A 15,304-nucleotide genomic window follows, 5' to 3' on the forward strand; every position below is an offset into this window, starting at 1 on the left:
CCGGCCTGTTCCAATGCTGTCTTCGTGCCGGGGGCTGTCTTCAGTTTCGCCCCACCGGCGTGCCGGCGGCACTGTCCGTCGCCGGTTCCTCCTCATTCTCCCCGCGGTCGACCCTCACGACGGGCAGAATGATGACATCGGCGGTCCGGCCGTCGGGCCGCCGGAATCCACGTACGACACGCGACTGAATGCGGGAATGCGTAGAAAGCGGCACTACGGCACCCATCGTCCGTCCCCCGTCCTTCCGGCCCCCGTCGGACCGTCGTCATCTGGCGCCACACATGGTTAAGTCGTTGCTAACGTTCGGGCAGTAGCGTGGCCATCACCGACGTCCGTTCCTCGCACAGTCAGTTTCGCCGCCATGTCCGACACACCGATGCCTGCCGTCACGCTGTCCGACACCGCCGCCGCCGAGGCGGTGCATGAGCGGCTCCGTGCCGCCATCGACGAGGCCCACAGGGAGGGGCGCGACACGCGTCCCCTGCTCCTGCGGCTTCTGGCGATACGGGCAAGCGCGGAACCACCGCGCAACCCGGTCGAGCAGCGCCGGCTCAGCCAGCTGATACTGCGGCTGATCGAGGCCGCCGATACGGAAAGCCGGGCCTTCGCCAGCGCCACCCTGGCCCGCCGCGCCGACCTGCCGCGCGAGGTGGCGCTGCGGCTGGCGCAGGAACCGATCGAGGTGGCCGAGCCGATGCTGCGGCTTTCCCCGGCGCTGGACGAAGACAGCCTGCGCAGCCTGGCGCAGGACGCCTCGCCGGCCCACGCCAACACCATCGCCGCCGCTATCGCTGCCCGCCGGGTGGTCTCCCCAGGCCTCGCGCGGCATCTGGCGGAGACGCTGCATCAGGCGCGCAGCGCTGCGATGACCGACGGCCCCCTGCCCGCGCCGGACACCGTTTCGGCCCTGCAGCCGTCCTCGGCAGCGACCCGTCCTCTACCTCAGGCCTATCTGCGCAGCGGGCGCACGGAGCGGGCAGCGATCCTCGAACATCTCGTAACCATGCCGCCCCTTCCCATGACCGAGCGCGTGCCCCATGCCGGCAGCGCGATGGTCGAACGGCTGGAACAGGCGATCGAGGCGCGGCGCAGCGACGAGGCCGTCACCCTGCTGTCGCTGGCGCTGCGCACCGCACGCGACACCGCGCAGGACATCGCGCAGGACCGCACCGGGGAGGCCCTGATCGTGGCGGCCCGAGCCCTCGGCCTAAGCTTCGAGCTCGCCTCGCGTCTTGTCTTCCTGCTACATCCGGAACTCGCGCCGTCCACAGTGCGGGTTCTGGCTCTGGCCGAGCTCTATGAGCAGCTTCCCGACGGCCACGCACAGCATCTTGCGGCAGCGTGGCGCGCAGAGCGCAGGCGCAACGCCCTCCGTCCGACGGAGGCCCTCGCTGCGCGTGAGACCTTAGAGCCGCGACGGATGGCCGACATCGTCGCCGAACCCCAGCGCCGCACGGCCTGACGGTTCGGCGGGCGCCGTTTCGCGTGACCGTCAAAGATCGAGGCGACCGTCAGGAATCGAGGAAAGAGCGCCCTTCCCGATCCTCGATCTCGATGAACCAGAGATCGGGATCGAAGCCGATTTCACGCGCCATGCGAGCCTCTACATCGGCTTCCGTACTGCCCGCTGGCAGCACCACCTCGAAGCGGCGCTCATTGTCCACATCATCGAAGCTTGGCGGCGCGGGGCCGTAGAGCGCCGCCGTGCCGTCGAGCCGTGCCACCTTCACGAACAGCGCCCCCGCCTCTTCCGCCCCGCGCCGGCGCACCGCTGCGAAAGCGCCGGCGCCATTGGCCCTGCGCACCACCGCCGAGGCGAGGATGGCGGTCTTGAGGCGCACCTCAGCGGATCGCCATGCCGGAAACGGCGTTGAGCTCGCGCACCAACGGGTCGTTCACCTGCCCGGTGATCGGCAGGCGCCGGTCGCGCTCGAAACGCTTGATCGCCTCTTCGGTCATGCCACCGGTGCGACCGTCTATCTTGAGCGGACCATAGCCCAGCTTCGCGAGGGCCTTCTGCACCTCCATCACCCGCGGCGAGACGGCGACATCCGCCGGCGGCCGGGCGACAGCCGCGTCGCCGCCCAGCAGCGACGCGATGCCGGACGGCTTGGCCGCGACGGGGGCCGGAGACGCCGCACCGAGTTGCACCGGTGCGCCGATGGCCTGCGCGGCGGGCCTGGGCTTCGCCGCCGGGGTCGGAACCGCGGGCGCAGGAGCCGGCATATTCGCTGCCGGCTTGCTCGGCGGCAGCGGCGCATCGTCATCGCCATCGTCGGCCTGCGGCAAAGCTGTGCGTTCGGTGGGCGACGGGGCCGCGACCGGCAGCGGCACGGACGTGGCGGGAGCGGCACCGCGGCTGGAAGCGGGGCCGCGTGTCGCGGTCTGGAAGCTCAGCGCATTGACCACCACAGCACACGCTCCGGCGAGGCAAAGCAGCGTGATCAGGACATCGGAGCGGCGCGTTGGCAGCAGCCCGCCGAGCGCACTGGAACGGCCGCGCTGGAATGCGATGTCGTCTTCGGTCAGTTCGGCGAACAGGGAACGGGCCATCTCACACCTCACGCGCGCAATCGGGGAGTCGACGGGGACGGGTTGGAACGGGCCGGCAACCGGGTGACGCTGGCGCCCCGCGCATCGCTGACCCGCGCTTCCAGAGGCAGACGCACCTCGACGCGGGTGCCCTCGCCGAGCCGGCTGTCGATCTCGACACGCCCGCCATGCAGCGCCGCCAGCGCCTTGACCACCGATAGGCCGAGCCCGGTCCCCTCCTGCCGCACGGTTCCGCGCGCCTGGAAGAAGGGTTGGCCGAGCCGGCGCATGTCGGGTTCGGCAATGCCGATACCGGTGTCGGCGACGCTGAGCACCAGCTCGCGTCCGCTGACACCCATGGCGAGCGCAACCCTGCCCTGATGAGTGAATTTGATCGCGTTGGCGAGCAGGTTGAGCGTGATCTGCTTCACCGCCCGGCGGTCGAGCCGCACCAGCTCGGGAGCGCCCGCGAGGTCGACGGCGAGCGCGATGTTCTTCTCGCCCGCCTTCAGCGCCATCATCGACAGGCAGCTCTCGGCCAGCGGACGCGGATCGAAATTCTCCAGCTCCAGCTCCACGCGTCCCGCTTCGATGCGCGACAGGTCGAGAATGCTGTTTACGACGCCGAGCAGATGCTGGCCGCTCTCATGGATCAGCCTGGCATATTCGCCGCGCCGCTCGACCGGCACGAGGCTGTCGTCCCCGCTCGCCAGCACCTCGGAAAAGCCGATGATGGCGTTGAGCGGCGTGCGCAGTTCGTGGCTCATGGCGGCAAGGAAGCGCGTCTTGGCAAGGTCCGCGCTCTCTGCCGTCTCGCGTGCGGCGGCCAGCGCCAGTTCGTTGCCCTTGCGCTCGGAAATGTCTCGAATGACGGCGACCACCTGCCGCCCGGCCGCCCGGCTGCGCAACAGGTCGCGACCGGAAGCATCGGCCGGCAAGGCCTCCATCAGCCGAGCGCGCATCTCGACCCAGACGAAGCAGGTGGCCTGGCCATTCTGCCGCAGCCGGAATTCAGCCGCTCCGACGCCAAGGCGGCCAGCCTCGTCCAGTGCCGAGAGATAGCTCGGGCGGTCCCCGACATGGACCCGCTCGAACAGTCCCTCGCCCTGGAGCGTTTCCGGCGCGTCTCCCAGCAGAATGCGGGCTACGGGCGAGGCAAAAACCACCTCGCCGCCGGGACCGTGCTGGGTGACGAGATCGCTCATATTGTTCGCGAGCAGATCGTAGCGCGCCTCATGCAGCCGGCTGAGCCGTTCACCCGTGACCGCGACGTGAATGGCACCCGCCGCGAGGGCCGCGGCATAAGCGATGGCGGCGAGGAAGCTGAGGAAACGCAGTGCCTGGAGATCGAGCCGCGCCATCTCGTCGGGCGGTGCCATGCCGGCGAGCGACGCGGCGAAGAGCAGTACCGCAACCAGCGCCGCCACAGCCGCGGCACCGATCACGATGCGGCGCGAGCCGGTGAGTGCGGCTTCCAGCGGAACCACCAGCAGCCACGGCAGCACAAAGGAGCCGAGCCCCCCGCTCGACCAGCCCATGGCCCCGACGAGCCCGGCAACGGTGAGCGCGGACAGCAGGTGCGCCCGTTCCAGATCGCCCGTGCGGGACAGAAAGAAGGCGATGCCGATGGGTGCCAGCAGCCAGAGGAAGGCCAGTACCTCGACCACGCCCGGCATGCCCTTCGCGCCGACAAAAAATGGAACCGCGGCAAGCGCGCACACCCCGCCCGCCAGCCGAGAGGCAATGAACCCCCGGTGCTTGGCAGCCATCAGCGCATGATCCCTCACGGAGGGGTGCACGAGGCGATCGAGAAAGGATTCCAGCGCGGCGATCACAGCTCTCACAACCTGGGCAGGCAGCGTTATCGACCCTGCCGATGCAAGCGATGGTGCCATGCGTCGCTTAAGCGAACCCTAAAACGTTGCGGCACGGTACGTTCCGTTCCCTGAGCCAACAGCGCGTGGAGAGGTTAAGACGCCGTTTCCCAAAAGCTCCGAATTTGGCTGAACGCACAACCAGATAAGCAACGGGCCCGCGCTATTCTGGTTGTCCATGGTACCGATCGGGTGCCGTGGGATGGAGATGAGGCGGGCGTCATGCTGTTCCTGTTGCGAACCGCATTCTGGCTGACGGTGGTGCTGATGCTGCTGCCGGCGCTGCCCGATTCGAATCGCGTGCCGGCCGCCACGACGCCCCCGGACGCCGGCCATGCGGCTGCCGCGACGAACGGTTCAGGGGTCGATCGGCTGGATGCGCTGGGTGCGGCAGGCGCGGCCTTGTCCGATGCCACGGGCTTCTGCCAGCGCCAGCCCCGGGCTTGCGAGGTCGGCTTGCAACTCGTCGACCTCGTCGGCGAACGGGCCGGCACCGGGGCGCGAATGGTCTATGACTATGTCATGGGCCACATCGCTCAGGAAAAGCGCCGCGCCGCGGGCCAGGCTGTCCCGCCCGATCGCCCCTCGCAAAGCACGCTGACCGACGACGATCTCGGCCCCGCATGGCGGGGGACCTCACCGGGAGGAGGCGCACGGCCGGCACCGACCGACACCCGGGAACACACGGCGCCGCCGTTGCCGCCCAAGCGACCGGCCTGAGGCCCGAGGACCCGGCGACATTGCATCACGCGGCGGCTGCACCCTATATGCCGGTCACCGAACAGCCAGCATGGCCGCGCGCTCCGGGGGACGCATGACGATCGAAAGCATCATCGAGGATTTCGAGCTGCTGGACAGCTGGGATGACCGCTATCGGTATCTGATCGAGCTCGGCCGCAAGCTGCCGCCCTTCCCCGAGGATTTGCGCGGGGATGCCACCAAGGTGCAGGGCTGCGCCAGCCAGGTCTGGCTGGCGAGCCACAGCACCGGCGGGCCCGATCCGGTATTGACCTTCGACGGCGATTCGGACGCCCATATCGTGCGCGGCCTCGTCGCCATCCTGATGGAGCTCTATTCCGGCCGATCTGCCGGTGCGATTCTCGATACCGACCCGAATGCGGTGTTCGAGCGCATCGGCCTGCGCGAGCATCTCACTCCGCAGCGCTCCAACGGGCTGCGTTCCATGGTGGAGCGCATCCGCGCCGATGCCCGGCTTGCCCGCCAGAACGGACAGCCGGTCAGCTGACCTCGGCGGAAGACGCCTCGTCCCTTATTCCGCCGCGTTTCCGGCCGGCGCGATCCAGGTGGAGATCCGCCCGTTCGAGCGGCCGACGGCCCGTGCGTCATAGCCGTAATGCCGCGCGAGCCGGTCCAGCGCGAGGGTGAGGACGACCTTGCCGGCGCGCGCCGGCCAGCCATGTTCCTGCTCGACCTGCTCAAGCCCTTTCAGGAAGCAGCACACATCCATCAGCACGCCCGCGAATTCCGGCCCAACCGCGCCGAGCGCGTTGCGCACCCGCTGCTTCGCGGCAAGTACGGTTTCGGAGGGATCGAGCGCGCCCGGCACCCGTGAGCCGCGCACCCCGCTCGCATTCCAGTCGGCGGTAACGCGCGGCATCATCTGGGCGCGGGTGAAATCGGCACGCAGCCTCTCGCCGGCGAGAAGCTGATGCGGGGCGATGAGCGGGCGGCCATCCTTGCCGCGGCGCCGGGCGAACCAGGTGAGCGGGCTTTCTGCCGGATCGGCGGCCGGAGGAACGACACCGTCCCGAAGCGCGGCGGCAGAAGCAGATGGCGAGAGGGACGAGGACATCTTGATTCTCCAGCTCGAAACAGGCCACAGCACGATCGCTACGCCGGGCGCCACGCCGGCAAGCCGGATGACGAGAGCGGAACGATAGGATTTTGTACTTATCATGAGATTATATGGCAACCCTGACGCGCACAACCGCGTCAGGTTGTAGCAATTGGAATGATATATCTACCGGCCATTCGAGCCCGCCACAGGATTGACGAGGCATCAGGTGATATAGGATGAAAAACCTATATTTATTTGCACCCTGGAGTCCCCATGTCCCCGCGTCCGCCTCGCCTGCGCGCTTGTCGCGCACAGGATCCAGATATGTTGCTCGCCGCACGAATGGAGACGCTGCGCCCCTTCATCGGCACCACGCCGGAGGAGCGCCGCATCGTCCTGTCCCGCCTGCTGCGCGAGCAGCGGCGCGCCGCCCGTAGCGGGAGGGGGTATGACGCCCTGCGCCATGCCGCACTGAGGCGGCTGATGAATGAGGCCCCCTGGTGAGCGGCCGGAAACGAAAATGGCCGCCGCACCGACGGGTGCAGCGGCCATTCCTGAAACGATGTGCCGGCCGAGCCGGCGAGCCTTCAGCGGCGGGTGCGCCGACGCTGCTGGCCGAGGCCCATCTCCTTGGCGAGCGCGGAGCGGGCGGCGGCGTAATTCGGAGCCACCATCGGGTAGTCGGCCGGCAGGCCCCATTTCTCGCGATACTGCTCGGGCGTCATATCGTATTGCGTGCGCAGATGGCGCTTGAGCGACTTGAACTTCTTCCCGTCCTCAAGGCACACGATGAACTCCGGCGACACCGACTTCTTGATCGGCACTGCGGGCTTCAGCGGCTCGGCGACCGGCTCCGGCTCGCCCTTGTCGAGACGCTCCAGCGCGGAATGAACATCGGCGAGCAGAGCGGGCAGGTCATTTGCCGCGACAGAATTCCTGCTGACATAGGCGGAGACGATGTCCGCAGCCAGCTCGATATAACTCTCTTTTTGCACGGAGTCGTTCATGGCTCGTTCTGTAGAATGACATCAATAGAGTTGACGGTCGGAAAGGCCGGCCGCTCGTCGGGCCGGAGCTTCCTTGACATCTGCAAGTCTGGAGCGGCGTCACCGCATATCGAGGGTGATAGATTTATTCTGTCTGAATCGCAAGATTTTTATGTTCACATAACCATCAACTCGACCAGACACTATATTTTTCGGCATAAAGCTTCATCGTATCCCGGCTTTCGATGGCAGGCCAGGGCGACACAACAAGCGCGCCACCTGTCTTCACGTTGGGGAAACTGATGTGGCGGGTCGGCTGCGTCTTGCCGGAACACCTGGGTCCGCCTATCTCCAAGGCCATCATTGCGCGAGGAACTCCCGATGACCGATGCCTCACCCCGCCCCAAGGTGGTCAAGTCCGACGCTGAGTGGCGTGCCCAGCTCACGCCGGAGCAGTACGAGATTACCCGCGGTCATGCCACCGAGTGCGCCTTCACCGGCCCGCATCTTTCGCAGAAGGAACCGGGCATGTATCGCTGCGTGTGCTGCGATGCGCCGCTGTTCCGTTCCGACGCCAAGTTCGAATCCGGCACGGGCTGGCCGAGCTTCTTCCAGCCCGTGTCGCGCGAGGCGGTGATCGGCATCGAGGACAATTCCTACGGCATGCGCCGGATCGAGGTGCGTTGCGCGACCTGCGACGCCCATCTCGGCCATGTGTTCCCCGACGGACCACAGCCCACCGGCATGCGCTTCTGCATCAACGGCATCGCCATGACCTTCACGCCCGACGATGTGTCTGTCAGCCCCAGCGAGGGCGCCGCGTGACCCTGCCGCCTGACAACCCTTCGGGCCACGCTCCGCTGGTGCGCAGCTTCCACGGTGAAACGCTCGTCGATCCCTATGCGTGGCTCCGCGCCGAGAACTGGCGGGAGGTGATGCATGATCCTTCCGTCCTTCCGGCCGACATCCGCGCCTTCCTCGAGAAGGAAAACACGGACGCGGAAACGTGGTTCGCCCCTCATCTCGAACGGCGCCGCACCCTCGTGCGGGAGATGCGCGGGCGTATCAAGGAAGACGATTCCTCCGTTCCTGCCCCCGACGGGCCCTTCGCCTATTATGTGCGCTTTCGCGAAGGCGGGCAGCATCCCCTCCACTGCCGCCGCCCGACCGGCGCCGAGACCGGTGCCGAGCAGGTCCTGCTGGACGGAGATGTGCTGGCCGAAGGCACCGCCTATTTCCATTTCGGCGACGCCCGCCACTCCCCGGACCACGCCCGGCTCGCCTGGGCGGTGGATGACAACGGCTCGGAATATTACACGCTGAAGGTGCGCGATCTCTCGACCGGCTCCGATCTGCCGGACGTGATCGAGGAGACCACCGGTTCGGCGATCTGGGCGGCCGACGGGCGCCATCTCTACTATGTCCGGCAGGATGCCGAGCACCGGCCGAGCTTCGTCTACCGCCATGAGATCGGCACCGATCCGGCGCGCGACGTGCTGGTGTATGAGGAGCCGGACAAGGGCTTCTTCGTCTCGCTGGGGGAAACCCAGTCCGGCCGCTTCGGTCTGATCGAGTGCGGCGACCACGAGACGAGCGAGGTCTGGCTGCTTGATCTCCGGGATCCGGCGACCCCGCCAAGCCTCATCGAGCCCCGCAGCACCGGCTTGCGCTACGGCATCGAACACCATCCGGACATCGACGGGGTCGAAAGCCTCGTCATCATGACGAATGCGGATGGTGCCGAAGATTTCAAGATCATGCTCGCACCGCTCGCCACACCGGGCCGTACCGCGTGGCGCGACCTGGTGGCGCACCGGCCGGGCCGGCTTTTGCTTTCCAGCGCGGCGCTGCGCGGCCATCTCGTCCGGCTGGAGCGGGAGGACGGCCTGCCGCGCATAGTGTCGCACGAGATCGCGAGCGGCGAGGAGCACGCCATCGCGTTCGCCGAGGAGGCCTATGCGCTGGGTCTCGATGTCGGTTACGGCTTCGACAAGACCGGAATCCGCTTCACCTATTCCTCCATGACCACGCCCGGCGAGGTGTGGGACTATGATCTGGCAAGCCGCGACCGGGCGCTCCTGAAGCGGCAGGAGGTACCGTCCGGCCACGATCCGGCACGCTATGTCACCCGGCGCCTCATGGCGCCGGCGGCGGATGGCGAGATGGTGCCAGTCTCCCTCATCTTCGCGAAGGACACCCCGCTCGACGGCACCGCTCCCTGCCTGCTCTATGGCTATGGCGCCTATGGCATGGCGATGCCGGCCTCCTTCTCGACGGCGCGGCTGTCGCTGGTGGATCGCGGTTTCGTCTACGCCATCGCCCATATCCGGGGCGGCACCGAGAAGGGCTGGCGCTGGTATCGCAACGGCAAGCTCGCCGAAAAGGTGAACAGCTTCACCGACTTCATCGACGTCGCCGAGCATCTGGCGGAGCAAGGAATCGTCGCGCCGAACCGGATCGTCGCCCATGGCGGCTCGGCGGGCGGGATGCTGATGGGCGCGGTCGCCAATATGCGGCCGGACCTGTTCGCCGGGATCGTGGCCGAAGTGCCCTTCGTCGACGTGCTGAACACCATGCTCGACGACACCCTGCCCCTCACCCCGCCGGAATGGCCGGAATGGGGCAACCCGATCACCGACCCCGCCGCCTTCCGCTGGATCCGCGGCTACTCGCCCTATGACAATGTCGAGAAGACCGCCTATCCGGCCATCCTCGCGCTGGCAGGGCTCACCGATCCGCGTGTGACCTATTGGGAACCGGCCAAATGGGTTGCGCGGCTGCGCGAATTGCGGACCAACGACGCGCCCCTGGTGCTGCGCACCAATATGGATGCCGGCCATGGCGGCGCGGCGGGGCGGTTCGACCGACTGGAGGAAACCGCGCTGGTCTATGCCTTCGCACTCGCCATTGCGGGTGCGGCCGGTGGATAGATCATGCCAGAGATGGAATGAAAAAGGCCGGGCATCAGCCCGGCCTTTTATTTCGACCGGCCGACCGTCTCAGCCCTGCCGCTGGACCGCGCCGGAGACATGGTCGCGCAGTTCCTGGATCGAGCTGAAGCGAATGACGCCATCCGGCAGTTCAGCCTCGATCGAACCGTCGGCATAGAGCGTATAGGCCATACCGGCGATGATTCCGGACTTCAGGATCGCCGGCTGACCGCCCTGCGGCTCTATCTCTGGAGCGGCCGGCTCCGTCCCTTCAGCCGTCTCACCGCCAACCGGCTCGGACGCGAGCTCCGGCGTCGGGGAAGCGTCCGCCTCTTCCTCCGCAGGCCTCGACAGGCCAGCGAAGGACGCGGGCTCCTCACGGGGAGCCTGCATCGAACGGAACGGATCCTCGTCGTCCGTGGCCGTGAATGAATGGCGCAACTCCGGCGCCGCCGGCTTCACCTGCAGGTCGGGAGCCGGGGCTTCAAGCGTCTCTGCGGGCAATGGCGGGATGGCGGGTTCGCGACGACGGAACCAGCTGGGCAGGCCAGCGGGACGGGAAGGCGCGGCCGCCTCGGATACGATGGGATCGTCCGGCAGTTCGAGAGGCGGCGGCGCAGCAGCGCGCATCCCGGACAGATCGGGTGCGGGGGCGACCGGCTCCGGAGCGACCGTGGAACGCGCCTCGGGCACCGATGCGGCCCCAGCCCGCAGGTCCGGCATCCGGTTCGGTGTGGGGCGCTCGGGCTCGGGAATACGCGGCTCGGAAAGGCGCGGCTCCGGCGTCCGAGGGTCCGGCGCGCGCAGCGCATCGGCAAAACGGCCGGTGTCTATGCGGAAACCCTCATCGGCCGGAGACGGGGCCGCCGTATCCCCACCGAGGCGGGCGGACTCGACCACCGGCGCCACGGCGGCAGTCGCCATTGTCGCCACGACCGCAGCGGACGGCCGTGCCGGCGGCACCGGCGGCGGCACGATGGCCGGGGGAGTGGAAGGCGCCGCATCCTCCGCGACGGTCTCGGCGACGTCGATGAGGTCCTCGTCTTCAGGCTCGAAATGCACGGCGCCGGCGAGCCTGTCCTCGATCCGCACCAGCGCGCGCAGGATCAATCCCAGCGCCACCAGCAGCAGGCCGCCGACGAATGCGAAGCCGGCAAGGACGACGAGCGTGTTGCCGAAGCTGGATTGGTAAATGGCGAGGCCGTTGAAGCCTGCGGCGATGCCGACCAGAACAACGGCGATGCCGATACCGATGACCATTGCGCCCATCACGCCACTCCCTGCATAGACGCATGCCTGTCGCCCGCGAGGGCAGCCCGCACCGCCTTTGCGCTTTCTGTTGCGACCATATCGTCCTCGTTCCTGCTGCTGTCCGCTTTCATCCGCCGCACAGCTATCACGGCAAAGGTAGGCGATGGGTTATGAAAATCGCATTATAGGAGGCTTTCGGTTGTCCGCCGCCCCGCACCGACTTATCTAGTCAGCGCCGCCCCGGCGGCACTCATCGGTTCTGTCGGGGAAGCCTCGTTCCGAGGGTCAGCCGCCGAGCGGCACGGCCACTCTTTAATTGCGGAGAAAGCTTCGATGTCGTTCACGCTTCCCGACCTCCCCTATTCCTACGACGCACTCGCTCCTTACATGTCGCGCGAGACGCTTGAATACCACCACGACAAGCATCACCTCGCCTATGTCAACAACGGCAACAACCTGCTGAAGGGCACCGAGTTCGAGGGCAAGTCCCTCGAGGAGATCGTGAAGGGCTCCTACGGCAAGAATGCCGGCCTGTTCAACAATGCCGCGCAGCACTACAACCACCTCCACTTCTGGAACTGGCTGAAGCCGAATGGCGGCGGCGCGATTCCCGGCGAGATCGAGAAGAAGCTCGTCGAGGACTTCGGCTCGGTCGACAAGTTCAAGGAAGAGTTCCTCGCGGCCGGTACCACCCAGTTCGGCTCGGGCTGGGCGTGGCTGGCGCTCAAGGACGGCAAGTTCGTCGTCGAGAAGACCCCCAACGGCGAGAACCCGCTGGTGAAGGGCGGCGTCCCGCTGCTCGGCGTCGACGTGTGGGAACACTCCTACTACATCGACTATCGCAACCGTCGTCCCGACTATCTCAAGGCGTTCGTCGAGAACCTTGTGAACTGGGACTATGTCGCCGAGCTGTACAGCAAGGCCGCGTGACGCGATGTGCGGCGCCGCCTCGCGCGGCGCCGCATCCTGCCCTCGCCCTCAGCGCGGCCGGAAGGGGCGCGGCTGCGGTGGCCAGCCCTTCGCGCAATAGTCGTTCCAGAAGTCGAGCTGGTAGGTCGAGCGCCACTGGTAGAGCCAGTTGTCGCACTCAGCCCGCGTGCGGAAGCACCCTTCGACCGTCTTTCCCTCAATGAAGTCGAGATTCCACGGGCTCTGCCGCCGGCCGGTGAAATGGCCGTACCAGAGCGCGCCCGGCGACCCGGATGCTGCCATGGCGCGGCAATCCCCGCCGGGAAAGGCGCCGGTGAACTCATAGGCTTCAGCCCGGGACGCCAGCGCCAGGCCCATGAAGAGCCCGACCAGCGCCCATCGCGACCGCAGTCCCGTCCCGCTTCGCATCCAGCGCACCTCGGTCACCGCCGGCGGGCAGTTTATCACACCACGCGAAGCCAGCGGATCAGCAGGGTGAGCGCGACGCCGAGCGCGATGACGAAGGCAGTGATGCCCCAGAAACCCGTCGGATCCGTCGCCTCCGGGATGCCGCCGACATTCATGCCGAGCAGCCCGGTGATCAGCGTCAGCGGCGCGAACACCGCCGTCACCACCGCGAGCAGCAGCATGGAGCGGTTCATCTGCTCGGCACGGCGCTCCACGAGCTGGTCGTAGATGACCGCGGCCCGGTCGCGGATCGAATCGAGCTCCTCGGCGAAGCGTGTCACCCGGTCGGCCGCCTCGCGCAAACGGTGACGGTCGCGGGAGGCCAGCCAGTCGGCATCCTCAAGCGAGAAATGGTTCAACGCCTCGCGCTGCGGGGCGATGTAGCGGCGCAGGATGATGGCGATGCGCCGCACCTCGCTCACCTTCGGGCTGAGGCTGGAGAGATGCTCGCTGATCGCAAGCTCCTCCAGCTCATCGGCCTGCTCGGCAAGTGTGTTGACCACGGTGTCCATGCGCTCGACGAGGCGCATCGAGGTATCGGCGACGAACTCGCCCGGCGTGCGCGGCGCGCGGCCGCGGGCAAAGGCGTCGTCGAGGTCCGCCACGGCGGAGAGCGGGCGCTTGTGGATGGAGACGATGCGGTTCGGCTCGACCCAGATGCGCAGCGAGTGCATCTCGTCCGGCAGCGAATAGGGCAGCAGGTTGATGCCGCGCAGATTGAGGAACGCCCCGCTCTCATAAAGCGCGCAGCGTGGTCGGGTCTCATCGGCGATCAGGCTGTCTATGACGCGGGGGTCGATGCCGCTTTCCTCGACCAGCCAGGGCTGGTGGCCGTGCGGGATCAGCCGCAGATGCACCCAGGTGAAGGCGATGCCCGGCAGATGCGACGCGCGGATCTCCGGCCAGCCGATGCGCCGCGCCGCGCCCGCCCCGTCGAAGGCCCACGCCGTCACCAGCCCGTCCTTGCCATCCGCCACGCGGTCAACCCCGTCTCATGTTCGATGCCGCATGAGCCTCATGCTTGATGACGGTTTTCTGACACTCGCTACCTTTTGTCCGCACTTACGCAGGGTCAGACGGCAGTTCGACCCGCTCGATGCCGCTGCGGTCCAGCCGGGCCAGCGCCTCCTTCACCGCCACGCCGCCGATGACGAGATCGGGCGCGATCTCGGCCAGCGGCACAAGCGCGAAAGCCCGCTCCATCATGCGCGGATGCGGGATTTCGAGATCCGGCTCGGCGACCACGTCATCGCCGTAGAGCAGGATGTCGATGTCGATGGTGCGGGGGCCGAAGCGCACCTCCTTGGTGCGGTCGCGGCCGAAGGCATGCTCGACGCCGAGCAGCATGTGCAGCAATTCGCGGGCGGAAAGCTCGGTCTCCACCGCGACCACCATGTTGAGATAGGGCCCCTGCGGCACCGGTCCCCAGGGCGGGGTCTGATAGAGCGAGGATCGCGCAATGATCTTCAGCCCGATCCGCGCGATCAGCCCCACGGCCTTCGCCATGGTTCCGGCGCGGTCGCCGAGATTGGAGCCGAGGCACAGATAGGCGATGCGCTTCTCGACGACGCGCGGGCGGCGGATGAAGAATTCAGGCGGCACGGACGATCGCCTCCGTCACGCGCGCAGCCTGCACATGGGCGGCCACGTCATGCACCCGGATGATGGCACAGCCCGCCGCGATGCCGAGCACGTTGGAGGCGATGGTGCCGGGCACCCGTTCGGCCGGCTTCGCGTCGATCACCTTTCCGATCAGCGACTTGCGCGAGGTGCCGAGCAGCACCGGGAAGCCGAGCGCGCAGAAGTCGCGCAGATGGGCGAGTGCGGTCAGGTTCTGCTCGAAGGTCTTGCCGAAGCCGATGCCGGGATCGAGCGCGATACGGTCCGCCCGTATCCCCGCGCGCGCGGCCGTCTCCAGCGAACGCTCGAAGAAGCCGGTGATGTCGGCGACGATATCGACCGCGCCGTCCACTTCGCTGCGGTTGTGCATGGCGACGACGCCCGCCTCATATCCGGCGGCGACGCGGGCCATGTCGGGGTCGCCGAGCAGGCCCCATATGTCGTTGACGATGTGGGCGCCGGCCTCCAGCGCCGCCTGCGCGACGCGCGCCTTCTGGGTGTCGATCGAGATCGGCACATCGAGCGCCGCCCGCACAGCCTCGATCGCCGGCACCACGCGGGCGATCTCCTCCTCCGCCGGCACCGGGGTGTGGCCGGGTCTCGTCGATTCGCCGCCGATGTCGAGGATGTCGGCACCCTCCTCCACCAGCCGGCGGGCATTGGCCACCGCATCGGCGAGGGCGAAGCTGCGCCCGCCGTCGGAGAAAGAATCCGGCGTCACATTGAGGATGCCCATGATGAGGGTACGCGCGTCATAGGCGAGCGTGCGGCCGCGCGCATCCATGCGGGGCTGCTGAGGCGGGGCAAAGCCCCCGCGCGTGCGGGTGGTCTCATCGGTCGGCAGGGACATCCGGTCGGGCCTTTCTCGTCACGCCCCCAAATTGCGCGGCTGGGTCGCGAAGGCAAGAGCGACGAGGGGCAACAGCGCGAAGGACA

At 67.5% G+C, this 15,304-nt stretch carries 17 protein-coding genes; 7 read left to right on the forward strand and 10 right to left on the reverse strand.

Annotation, left to right across the window (positions count from 1 at the left end; translation table 11 throughout):
* The first annotated feature begins 376 nt into the window (after positions 1-376).
* Positions 377-1,462, forward strand: a complete 1,086-nt coding sequence (locus MWN34_RS05525) for a hypothetical protein (RefSeq protein ID WP_247027384.1) — start codon at positions 377-379, stop codon at positions 1,460-1,462.
* A 49-nt stretch (positions 1,463-1,511) separates the two neighbouring features.
* Here the strand turns inward: MWN34_RS05525 and MWN34_RS05530 are convergent, their stop codons facing one another.
* From MWN34_RS05530 to MWN34_RS05540, 3 genes are read right to left on the reverse strand one after another with little or no spacing between them, the layout of a single operon-like run.
* Positions 1,512-1,841 (reverse strand): DUF1491 family protein, encoded by a 330-nt coding sequence (locus MWN34_RS05530; protein WP_247027386.1) that lies wholly within the window; start codon positions 1,839-1,841, stop codon positions 1,512-1,514.
* Position 1,842: 1 nt separating this feature from the next.
* The gene (locus MWN34_RS05535) at positions 1,843-2,553 is read right to left on the reverse strand and encodes a peptidoglycan-binding protein (RefSeq protein ID WP_247027388.1); all 711 of its coding nucleotides are present in this window, start codon (positions 2,551-2,553) and stop codon (positions 1,843-1,845) included.
* Positions 2,554-2,561: 8 nt separating this feature from the next.
* On the reverse strand, positions 2,562-4,301 hold the full coding sequence (locus MWN34_RS05540; RefSeq protein WP_247027390.1) for a PAS domain-containing sensor histidine kinase: 1,740 nt from the start codon (positions 4,299-4,301) through the stop codon (positions 2,562-2,564).
* Positions 4,302-4,628: 327 nt separating this feature from the next.
* Between MWN34_RS05540 and MWN34_RS05545 the strand changes: the two genes are divergently transcribed.
* Complete coding sequence (locus MWN34_RS05545; protein WP_247027392.1) at positions 4,629-5,126, forward strand: DUF5330 domain-containing protein; 498 nt, start codon at positions 4,629-4,631, stop codon at positions 5,124-5,126.
* 94 nt (positions 5,127-5,220) lie between these two features.
* Positions 5,221-5,652: a SufE family protein gene (locus MWN34_RS05550; RefSeq protein WP_247027394.1), complete on the forward strand. Its 432-nt coding sequence runs from the start codon at positions 5,221-5,223 to the stop codon at positions 5,650-5,652.
* Between the two features lie 24 nt (positions 5,653-5,676).
* Here the strand turns inward: MWN34_RS05550 and MWN34_RS05555 are convergent, their stop codons facing one another.
* A complete protein-coding gene (locus MWN34_RS05555; protein ID WP_247027396.1) occupies positions 5,677-6,219 on the reverse strand; it encodes a DUF6456 domain-containing protein in 543 nt (180 codons plus the stop codon).
* 309 nt (positions 6,220-6,528) lie between these two features.
* On the opposite strand from MWN34_RS05555, the gene MWN34_RS05560 reads away from it, so the two are divergent.
* Positions 6,529-6,708 (forward strand): hypothetical protein, encoded by a 180-nt coding sequence (locus MWN34_RS05560; RefSeq protein ID WP_247027398.1) that lies wholly within the window; start codon positions 6,529-6,531, stop codon positions 6,706-6,708.
* Positions 6,709-6,791: 83 nt separating this feature from the next.
* Here MWN34_RS05560 and MWN34_RS05565 read toward each other — a convergent pair whose 3' ends face one another.
* Entirely contained in the window at positions 6,792-7,211 is a 420-nt protein-coding gene (locus tag MWN34_RS05565) for a Ros/MucR family transcriptional regulator (RefSeq protein WP_247027400.1), read from the reverse strand.
* Positions 7,212-7,571: 360 nt separating this feature from the next.
* On the opposite strand from MWN34_RS05565, the gene msrB reads away from it, so the two are divergent.
* Both msrB and MWN34_RS05575 read left to right on the forward strand, forming a co-directional pair.
* Entirely contained in the window at positions 7,572-8,015 is a 444-nt protein-coding gene (msrB, locus tag MWN34_RS05570; protein WP_247027402.1) for a peptide-methionine (R)-S-oxide reductase MsrB, read from the forward strand.
* A complete protein-coding gene (locus tag MWN34_RS05575) occupies positions 8,012-10,120 on the forward strand; it encodes a S9 family peptidase (RefSeq protein WP_247027403.1) in 2,109 nt (702 codons plus the stop codon). The genes msrB and MWN34_RS05575 overlap by 4 nt, the downstream gene beginning before the upstream one ends.
* Positions 10,121-10,189: 69 nt before the next feature.
* Here the strand turns inward: MWN34_RS05575 and MWN34_RS05580 are convergent, their stop codons facing one another.
* Positions 10,190-11,389 carry a hypothetical protein gene (locus tag MWN34_RS05580; protein ID WP_247027405.1) on the reverse strand — a complete coding sequence of 400 codons (1,200 nt, stop codon included), beginning with the start codon at positions 11,387-11,389 and terminating at the stop codon, positions 10,190-10,192.
* A gap of 315 nt (positions 11,390-11,704) precedes the next feature.
* Between MWN34_RS05580 and MWN34_RS05585 the strand changes: the two genes are divergently transcribed.
* Positions 11,705-12,301: a superoxide dismutase gene (locus tag MWN34_RS05585; RefSeq protein ID WP_247027407.1), complete on the forward strand. Its 597-nt coding sequence runs from the start codon at positions 11,705-11,707 to the stop codon at positions 12,299-12,301.
* Positions 12,302-12,349: 48 nt separating this feature from the next.
* On the opposite strand, the gene MWN34_RS05590 is transcribed toward MWN34_RS05585, so the two are convergent.
* From MWN34_RS05590 to folP, 4 genes are all read right to left on the reverse strand, one after another.
* Positions 12,350-12,709: a hypothetical protein gene (locus MWN34_RS05590; protein WP_247027408.1), complete on the reverse strand. Its 360-nt coding sequence runs from the start codon at positions 12,707-12,709 to the stop codon at positions 12,350-12,352.
* Between the two features lie 35 nt (positions 12,710-12,744).
* Positions 12,745-13,725, reverse strand: a complete 981-nt coding sequence (locus MWN34_RS05595) for a zinc transporter ZntB (RefSeq protein WP_247027410.1) — start codon at positions 13,723-13,725, stop codon at positions 12,745-12,747.
* An 85-nt stretch (positions 13,726-13,810) separates the two neighbouring features.
* Positions 13,811-14,350, reverse strand: coding sequence for a 2-amino-4-hydroxy-6-hydroxymethyldihydropteridine diphosphokinase (gene folK, locus MWN34_RS05600; protein WP_343311835.1), 540 nt, complete (start codon positions 14,348-14,350; stop codon positions 13,811-13,813).
* Positions 14,340-15,152, reverse strand: a complete 813-nt coding sequence (gene folP / locus MWN34_RS05605; RefSeq protein ID WP_247027638.1) for a dihydropteroate synthase — start codon at positions 15,150-15,152, stop codon at positions 14,340-14,342. Before folP ends, folK begins: the two co-directional genes overlap by 11 nt.
* Between the last annotated feature and the right edge of the window lie 152 nt (positions 15,153-15,304).

The organism is Ancylobacter crimeensis (genome assembly GCF_023016805.1).
GTDB classification, from domain to species: Bacteria; Pseudomonadota; Alphaproteobacteria; order Rhizobiales; family Xanthobacteraceae; genus Ancylobacter; species Ancylobacter crimeensis.

What these genes read in the sequence shown, in the direction of transcription:
- MWN34_RS05550 (WP_247027394.1), top strand. Translation starts at nt 5,221, where the DNA reads ATGACGATCGAAAGCATCATCGAGGATTTCGAGCTGCTGGACAGCTGG.
- MWN34_RS05545 (WP_247027392.1), top strand. Translation starts at nt 4,629, where the DNA reads ATGCTGTTCCTGTTGCGAACCGCATTCTGGCTGACGGTGGTGCTGATG.
- MWN34_RS05560 (WP_247027398.1), top strand. Translation starts at nt 6,529, where the DNA reads ATGTTGCTCGCCGCACGAATGGAGACGCTGCGCCCCTTCATCGGCACC.
- folP (WP_247027638.1), bottom strand. Translation starts at nt 15,152, where the DNA reads ATGGATGCGCGCGGCCGCACGCTCGCCTATGACGCGCGTACCCTCATC.
- MWN34_RS05565 (WP_247027400.1), bottom strand. Translation starts at nt 7,211, where the DNA reads ATGAACGACTCCGTGCAAAAAGAGAGTTATATCGAGCTGGCTGCGGAC.
- msrB (WP_247027402.1), top strand. Translation starts at nt 7,572, where the DNA reads ATGACCGATGCCTCACCCCGCCCCAAGGTGGTCAAGTCCGACGCTGAG.
- MWN34_RS05540 (WP_247027390.1), bottom strand. Translation starts at nt 4,301, where the DNA reads ATGGCTGCCAAGCACCGGGGGTTCATTGCCTCTCGGCTGGCGGGCGGG.
- MWN34_RS05585 (WP_247027407.1), top strand. Translation starts at nt 11,705, where the DNA reads ATGTCGTTCACGCTTCCCGACCTCCCCTATTCCTACGACGCACTCGCT.
- MWN34_RS05535 (WP_247027388.1), bottom strand. Translation starts at nt 2,553, where the DNA reads ATGGCCCGTTCCCTGTTCGCCGAACTGACCGAAGACGACATCGCATTC.
- MWN34_RS05590 (WP_247027408.1), bottom strand. Translation starts at nt 12,709, where the DNA reads ATGCGAAGCGGGACGGGACTGCGGTCGCGATGGGCGCTGGTCGGGCTC.
- MWN34_RS05555 (WP_247027396.1), bottom strand. Translation starts at nt 6,219, where the DNA reads ATGTCCTCGTCCCTCTCGCCATCTGCTTCTGCCGCCGCGCTTCGGGAC.
- MWN34_RS05580 (WP_247027405.1), bottom strand. Translation starts at nt 11,389, where the DNA reads ATGGGCGCAATGGTCATCGGTATCGGCATCGCCGTTGTTCTGGTCGGC.
- MWN34_RS05525 (WP_247027384.1), top strand. Translation starts at nt 377, where the DNA reads ATGCCTGCCGTCACGCTGTCCGACACCGCCGCCGCCGAGGCGGTGCAT.